Source organism: Kitasatospora sp. NPDC001660, assembly GCF_053596725.1.
Genome location: NZ_JBSFGU010000111.1, coordinates 1 through 5,332 on the forward strand (window position 1 = coordinate 1; position 5,332 = coordinate 5,332).

Sequence of the window (5,332 nt, forward strand, 5' to 3'; positions counted from 1 at the left end):
CCGGCCTTGAGGACGGCGAGTTGGGCGATGACGATGTCGACGGAGCGTGGGAGCAGGAGGGCGACGATGCTTTCCGTGCCGACGCCTTGGGCGCGTAGCCAGTGGGCGAGCCGGTTGGCGCGTTCCTCCACCTGGGCGTAGGAGAGTACGAGGTCGCCACTTGCGATTGCGGGCGCGGTAGGTGTGGTGTCGGCGGCGGTCTCGAAGAGGCCGTGGAAGGTGGCCGGTGCCAGCTGTGCAGTCTGGTCGGCCCATTCGCCGAGGACGAGTGCGCGCTCCTCGTCGGTCAGGACGTCGATGTCGCCGACCTTGAGGTCCGGGTCGGCCGCGACGGCTTCCAGCACGGTGACGAGCCGGGCGCCCAGTGCCTGCGCCGTGGCGCGGTCGAAGAGGTCGACGGCGTACTCGACGCTGCCCGCCAGCCCGTCCTCCGACTCCGCGAGCTGGAAGGTCAGGTCGAACTTGGCCGCGTCGAACGTCGCTTCGTACGGCGCTGCCCGCAGCCCCGCCAGGTCGAGCGTCGCCGCCCCGGTGTTCTGGAACGCGAGCATGACCTGGAACAGCGGGTGCCGGGCCGTCGACCGCTCGGGGTTGAGGATCTCGACCAGGCGCTCGAACGGCACGTCCTGGTTGGCGTACGCCGCGAGGTCCGTCTCCCGTACGCGGCGTAGCAGTGCGCGGAAGCTCGGCCGCCCCGACAGATCGTTGCGCAGCACGAGCGTGTTGACGAAGAAGCCCACGAGGTCGTCCAGGGCCTCGTCCGTCCGTCCGGCGATGACGCTGCCGAGCGAGATGTCCTCGCCGCCGCCGAGGCGGTGCAGCATCGTCGCGAGCGCGGTCTGGGCGACCATGAACAGGCTGGTGCCCGTCTCCTTCGCGAGCGCGAGGAGTCGGCGGTGTGCCGCGGCCGGGACGGTGAAGGCGACGGTGTCGCCGCGGTAGCTCATCCGGGCCGGGCGGGGCCGGTCGGTGGGCAGCGGGAGTTCCTCGGGCAGTCCGGCGAGGGCCGTGCGCCAGTACTCCACCTGCCGGTTGAGCTCGCTGGCCGGGTCGTTCTCGTCGCCGAGGACCTCGGCCTGCCAGAGCGTGTAGTCGGCGTACTGGACCGGCAGCGGCGTGAACTCCGGGGCCGAGCCGCCCAGTCGGGCCGCGTACGCCACCGAGAGGTCGCGGGCCAGCGGGGCCATCGACCAGCCGTCCGCCGCGATGTGATGGACGACCACGAGCAGCACGTGCTCCTCGTCGGCGACCCGGAGCAGGGCCGCCCGCAGCGGGAGGTCCGTCGCCAGGTCGAAGCCGCGCGCGGCCTCCGCGGCGACCGCCTCGGCGCTGTACGGCGCGGTCAGCAGCTCGGGCCGCGCCGCGTCGGCGGGCAGGATGAGCTGCCGCGGCCGTCCGTCGGCGTCCGGGAAGACGGTCCGCAGGCTCTCGTGCCGCGCGGTGACGTCGGCGAGCGCGTCGGCCAGGGCGGCCGCCGAGACCGGCCCGTCGAGCCGGACGGCGATCGGCAGGTTGTAGGTCGAGCCGGGGCCCTCGAAGCGGTCGAGGAACCAGAGCCGGCGCTGGGCGGCGGAGAGCGGCACGGGCTCGGGCCGAGTCCGGGCGGTCAGCGCGGGCCGGGTGCTCGCGGTGTCGCCGAGGCGCTCGGCGAGCGCGGCCGGGGTCGGCGCCTCGAACAGGGTGCGGACGGCGAGTTCGGCGCCGAGCCGGGCGCGGACCCGGCCGGTGACCCGGACGGCGAGCAGCGAGTGGCCGCCGAGGTCGAAGAAGCCGTCGTCGACGGAGACGCTCTCCAGCCCGAGGACCTCGGCGTAGATCTCGCACAGCGCCTTCTCCTGCGCGGTGCGCGGCGCCCGGCCGAGGCCGGCGGCGCGCGGGCCGGGGGCGGGCAGGGCCGCGCGGTCCAGTTTGCCGTTGACGGTGCGCGGGAGGCGGTCGAGCGGCACGATCGCGGCCGGGACCATGTAGTCGGGCAGCCGCTCGCCGAGCACGCGGCGCAGTTCCTCGGCGGCTGGCACGCTCCGCCCGGCGGCGGGGACGGCGTAGCCGACCAGCTCGCGGATGCCGGGCCGGTCCTCGCGGACGACCACGGCCGCGACGGCGATGTCGGGGTGGGCCTCGATGGCGGCGGTGACCTCGCCGAGCTCGATGCGGAAGCCGCGCACCTTGACCTGGTCGTCGGCCCGGCCGAGGCAGTCGAGGCGGCCGTCGCGGGTCCAGCGGGCGAGGTCGCCGGTGCGGTACATGCGGGCGCCGGGGGCGCCGTACGGGTCGGCGGTGAAGCGCTCGGCGGTCAGGCCGGGGCGGCCGAGGTAGCCGCGGGCGAGGCCGGCGCCGGCCAGGTACAGCTCGCCGGGCACGCCCGGAGCGACCGGGCGCAGGGCGGAGTCCAGGACGTACGCGCGGTAGTTGTCGAGCGGCCGGCCGATCAGCACCCGGCCGGCGTCGGTGATCCGCTGGCCGATGGCGTCGACGGTGGTCTCGGTGGGCCCGTACAGGTTGTACGTCACCACGCCGTCGATCCCGGCGAGTTCGGCGCGCAGCGCCTCGCCGAGCGCCTCGCCGCCGAGGGCGACGACCAGCGGGCGGGCGGACTCGTCGGTGGTGAGGCCGAGTTCGTGCAGCTGCTGGTAGTGACCGGGGGTGGTGTCGAAGTGGTCGATGCCGCCGACCCGGCGGGCGTAGGCGGCGAGCGCGGCGGGGTCGTGCCGGGCCTCGTCGTCGATCAGGTGCAGCTCGTGGCCGCGGAGCAGCCACAGCAGCGGGTCGATCGCGGCGTCGAAGGAGAACGACGCGGCCAGCGCGGCCTTGAGCCGGCGGTCGCCGGCCGAGGCGATCTCGCGGGCGTAGAGGCGGTCGAAGTGGTCGTGGAAGAGGTTGACGACGCTGCGGTGCTGCACCATGACGCCCTTGGGGCGGCCGGTGGAGCCGGAGGTGTAGATGACGTACGCGGCGTTGTCGGGGCGCGGGGCGCCGGAGCGCTCCGCCGCGGTGAGCGGCGCGCCGGACCAGCGCTCGTCGTCCCGGACGGCCAGCACCTCGGCGGGCTCGGCGAGTTCGGCGACCGGGCGGGCGTCGTCGGTCATGTAGGCGATGCGGTCGGCCGGGTAGTCGCGGTCGATCGGCAGGTAGACCGCGCCGGCCTTCATGACGGCGAGCAGCGCGACGATGTGCTCGGCGCAGCGCGGCAGTCGGACGGCGACGACCTGCTCGGGCCGGACGCCGTCGGCGAGCAGCCGGCGGGCCAGCCGGTTGGCCCAGGCGTCGAGTGCGGCGAAGCTCAGCGTGACGTCCCGGAAGACCAGGGCGGTGGCGTCGGGGGTGCGGGCGGCGGCCGCCTCGAAGAGGCCGGGGACGGTGCCGGTGGGGTGGTCGCGCGCGGTGTCGTTCCATTCGACGAGGACGCGGTGGCGCTCTTCGTCGGTGAGCAGGCCGGCGGCGGACAGCGGGCGGTCCGGGTCGGCGACCAGTTCGGTGAGCAGCCGCACGAAGCGGTCGGCGAGGTCCTGGGCGGTCTCCCGGTCGAACAGGTCGGTGGCGTACTCGACGCCGCCCGCGAGACCGTCCGGCGTGCCGTCGGCGGTGAAGCGCTCGGCGAGGACGAGGGACAGGTCGAAGTTGGACATCCGCAGGCCGACCGGCTGGGTGGTGGCGCGCAGCCCGTCCAGGTCGAGGGCGGCCTCGGTGGTGTTCTGGAAGGAGAGCATCACCTGGAACAGCGGGTGGCGGGCCAGCGAGCGGCCCGGGTTGAGCACCTCGACGAGCTGCTCGAACGGCACGTCCTGGTGCGCGTAGGCGGCCAGGTCGGCCTCGCGGACGCGGTCGAGCAGGTCGCGGAAGGTCGGGTCGCCGGAGGTGTCGGTGCGCAGCACCAGGGTGTTGACGAAGAAGCCGACGAGCTCGTCCAGCGCCTGGTCGGTGCGGCCGGCCACCGGGGTGCCGAGGGGGATGTCCTCGCCCGCGCCGAGGCGGGTGAGCAGGGCGGCGAGCGCGGCCTGGGCGGCCATGAAGACGCTCGCGCGGTGGCCCTGGGCGAGGACGGCGAGCGCGCGGTGGACGTCCGCGGGCACGGCGAGCTCGACGGTGTCGCCGCGGTAGCTCATCTCGGCCGGGCGGGGGCGGTCGGTGGGCAGGGCCAGCTCCTCGGGGAGGCCGGCCAGGGTGGTGCGCCAGTGCTCGATCTGGCGGGCGAGTTCGCCGCCGGGACCCTGCTTGCCGCCTTGCAGCTCAGTCTCGTCGCCGAGCACCTCCTGGCGCCACAGCGTGTAGTCGGCGTACTGGACGGGCAGCGGCTGCCAGTCCGGCGCGGTGCCGCCGCGGCGGGCGCGGTAGGCGGTGGAGAGGTCGCGTGCGAGGGGGGCCATCGACCAGCCGTCGGCGGCGATGTGGTGGATCACCAGCAGCAGCACGTACTCGGTGCCGTCGAGGGCGAACAGGCGGGCGCGGAGCGGGATCTCGCGGGTGAGGTCGAAGTCCCGGGCGGCGGTGGCGGCGAGCGCCCGGGGCAGTTCCTCCTCGGTGACGCCGACCACCGGGACGGCCGGCTCGGCCTCGGCCGGGGCGAGGACGTGCTGGCGCGGGTCGCCGTCGGTGTCCGGGAAGACGGTCCGCAGGCTCTCGTGCCGGGCGACGACGTCGGCGAGCGCCGCGCGCAGCGCCGGGACGTGCAGTTCGCCGGAGATCCGGATCGCCATCGGCAGGTTGTAGTTGCCGCCCGCGTCCTCGAACCGGCCGAGGAACCAGAGCCGGCGCTGCGCGGGGGAGAGCGGGATCGCCGCCGGTCGCGGGCGGGCGGTGAGCGCCTGCCGGGCGCGGTCGGCGCCGCCGACCCGCTCGGCCAGGGCGGCCACGGTCGGCGCCTCGAACAGGGCCCGGACGGGCAGTTCGACGTCGAGCTCGGCGCGGATCCGGCTGATCAGGCGGGTGGCGAGGAGCGAGTGGCCGCCGAGGGCGAAGAAGTCGTCGTCGGCGCCGACTTCGGGCAGTCCGAGGATCTCGGCGAAGAGGGTGGCGAGGAGCTTCTCGCGTTCGGTGGCGGGGGCGCGGCCGGGGGTGCGGTCGGCGAAGTCGGGGGCCGGGAGCGCCTTGCGGTCGAGCTTGCCGTTGGTGTTCAGCGGCAGCGCGTCCAGCGTGACGATCGTGGCCGGGACCATGTAGTCGGGCAGGTCGGCGGCGACGTGGGCGAGGAGGGCGGCCGGGTCGGGGGTGGCTCCGGGGGCGGGCACGACGTAGCCGACGATGAGCTTGACGCCGGGGCGGTCCTCGCGGACGACGACGGCGACGCGGGCGACGCTGTGGTGCTGGGCGAGGACGGCTTCGATCTCGCCGAGTT

The 5,332-nt window shown here is 75.1% G+C and carries 1 protein-coding gene; it reads right to left on the bottom strand.

The genetic code is table 11. From position 1 onward, the window contains the following. Positions 1 to 5,332 (bottom strand): amino acid adenylation domain-containing protein (locus ACWCXH_RS39600; RefSeq protein ID WP_449806369.1); only part of this gene is annotated, 5,332 nt, incomplete at both ends.